The sequence below is a fragment of the Staphylococcus sp. GDY8P120P genome, assembly GCF_017892065.1.
Lineage (GTDB): Bacteria > Bacillota > Bacilli > Staphylococcales > Staphylococcaceae > Staphylococcus > Staphylococcus nepalensis.
The window spans coordinates 1-2,752 of the sequence record NZ_JAESKI010000041.1; the positions used below are offsets into that span (position 1 = coordinate 1).

The 2,752-nt window shown below is 30.9% G+C and carries 2 protein-coding genes; one reads left to right on the forward strand and one right to left on the reverse strand.

All coding sequences use genetic code 11. From position 1 onward, the window contains the following. Window positions 1-387: 387 nt before the first annotated feature. Complete coding sequence (gene cfr, locus KA900_RS14475) at window positions 388-1,437, forward strand: 23S rRNA (adenine(2503)-C(8))-methyltransferase Cfr (RefSeq protein ID WP_001010505.1); 1,050 nt, start codon at window positions 388-390, stop codon at window positions 1,435-1,437. A gap of 747 nt (window positions 1,438-2,184) precedes the next feature. Here the strand turns inward: cfr and KA900_RS14480 are convergent. Beyond that, window positions 2,185-2,655 (reverse strand): MerR family transcriptional regulator, encoded by a 471-nt coding sequence (locus KA900_RS14480; RefSeq protein WP_032495642.1) that lies wholly within the window; start codon window positions 2,653-2,655, stop codon window positions 2,185-2,187. Window positions 2,656-2,752: the final 97 nt, after the last annotated feature.

Consider the following 2,752-nt stretch of genomic DNA (forward strand, 5'->3'; position numbering starts at 1 on the left):
ACAATTATACGGACTTTATCGTTGCTAACTTTAATATTTACATTTGAATATTAAAATGTTACAGTACAGGCTAAGTATATTAATTAGTGAAAGGAGGTAATAGCTATTTTAGCTATTAAAGGGAATAGTCTGTCCTTTTTTAAACTAAACAATGATATAAAAACAGTTGCCGGAGCTTTGCCTCTACTATGGATAAGTTTAAAACAAGATCATCAACATACTTGTTTTATGTAGTGAAATATGCATATTTGTATGTTTTGACTTTCGGCACCGGTAATTTTTATCTGTGTTTTTTTTGTGTGCAAAAAGAAATTGATTCTTAGGGACTGCTACTCCTTTCCAATTATTCTAATTACCACTAGAGCAAATTGTGAAAGGATGAAAGAAATGAATTTTAATAATAAAACAAAGTATGGTAAAATACAGGAATTTTTAAGAAGTAATAATGAGCCTGATTATAGAATAAAACAAATAACCAATGCGATTTTTAAACAAAGAATTAGTCGATTTGAGGATATGAAGGTTCTTCCAAAATTACTTAGGGAGGATTTAATAAATAATTTTGGAGAAACAGTTTTGAATATCAAGCTCTTAGCAGAGCAAAATTCAGAGCAAGTTACGAAAGTGCTTTTTGAAGTATCAAAGAATGAGAGAGTAGAAACGGTAAACATGAAGTATAAAGCAGGTTGGGAGTCATTTTGTATATCATCACAATGCGGATGTAATTTTGGGTGTAAATTTTGTGCTACAGGCGACATTGGATTGAAAAAAAACCTAACTGTAGATGAGATAACAGATCAAGTTTTATACTTCCATTTATTAGGTCATCAAATTGATAGCATTTCTTTTATGGGAATGGGTGAAGCTCTAGCCAACCGTCAAGTATTTGATGCTCTTGATTCGTTTACGGATCCTAATTTATTTGCATTAAGTCCTCGTAGACTTTCTATATCAACGATTGGTATTATACCTAGTATCAAAAAAATAACCCAGGAATATCCTCAAGTAAATCTTACATTTTCATTACACTCACCTTATAGTGAGGAACGCAGCAAATTGATGCCAATAAATGATAGATACCCAATAGATGAGGTAATGAATATACTCGATGAACATATAAGATTAACTTCAAGGAAAGTATATATAGCTTATATCATGTTGCCTGGTGTAAATGATTCTCTTGAGCATGCAAACGAAGTTGTTAGCCTTCTTAAAAGTCGCTATAAATCAGGGAAGTTATATCATGTAAATTTGATACGATACAATCCTACAATAAGTGCACCTGAGATGTATGGAGAAGCAAACGAAGGGCAGGTAGAAGCCTTTTACAAAGTTTTGAAGTCTGCTGGTATCCATGTCACAATTAGAAGTCAATTTGGGATTGATATTGACGCTGCTTGTGGTCAATTATATGGTAATTATCAAAATAGCCAATAGTATTGAACAAGGTATATAGCTGATATAATAAGGTGAATTTTTAAATAATATTAATGCAATTAATATTATTTTGATAACTCAATTATGCTAGTATTTTCTTCAAATATGAATGGACTACTGGGTGGAAGATAATTAACTAATCTGTATTCTTCTAATTTGAAATGAATAAGTTTCAAAGTACTAAGATATAGGATTAGTCATCCATTTTTTTTAAATCAGTTTAACTAGATGTTTTGTTTGTCGAATGACAAAAAACTCTTATTTAGTATAAATGAATAGATAATCCTTCCAATAATAATTGGGAGGATTTTTTATTCTCCCTAAATACAAATGTAAGTTAATGAAATATATACTTGAAGATGTTTATGGCATTCTAAAAATGTAGTCTTTGGCAGTTAATTTATGTAGTCTCTCTAGAGAACAACTTGAAAGTATTCGGGAATGCGTTCAGCTTCATAAAACCCTCCTCAATTATATAATCTGAAACCCTCTTGCTAAGTTCTTCTTCAACTTTTTGAAAACCTTTTAATATCATTTGATTTCTCACTTTATTAGCGTTCGTAAAAGTACACTTTTATAGACAAAAAGGAAGAAGCTTTTTCTAGCTCCTTCCCTTCTGATAAGTGATCATAATTTAACTAAGCGTTCTATGAGTTTAGCTTCCGCATTGAAAAACCAGCTGCCAATTGTATCTTCTCCATTTTCATTCTTCAATTGCTATCTTTAGATAGGCAAAGGCGTAACTTTTCAGCAGTCTCTTTCTTGAATTAAATTTATATAGTTCATCAGTTCTGTTACCCCTTTAAATTGATTCATTAATTTGTTGTCCAAGTTCTTCAAAGCAAGCCGAAAGGAATGTTCAACTTTTTCATAGCTTGGTATGTCTATTTCATTTAACAGTTGTTTCATATTTTCAATATAATAAACAGTTTTTCTTAAACTGCTAATGACCAGTATTTTACGCAATTCGGATATAGAAAACATGCGGTAGCCGTTTTCTTTTTTTCTTTCCGAATGGACTAATCCTTCTGATTCCCAGTGGCGAATTGCCGAAGTGTTTACACCTGCCACTTCGGCAGCTTCTCCAATACTCATCCAGTCTTTTAACTTAATATTTTTATAGGTAGTAAAATCTGCTTTCTGAATCATAAGAAGTATTTCTTCTACTCTCTTTTTTTCTACTTGGATTTGATACTGTTGTTCATTTATTAGAGTCAAGTCCAGACTCCTGTGTAATATTCTATAAAATTTTTTTACAATTTATACTTATCAAAATTGATGTATTTTATTGTTGAATTAATGCATTGATGATTTT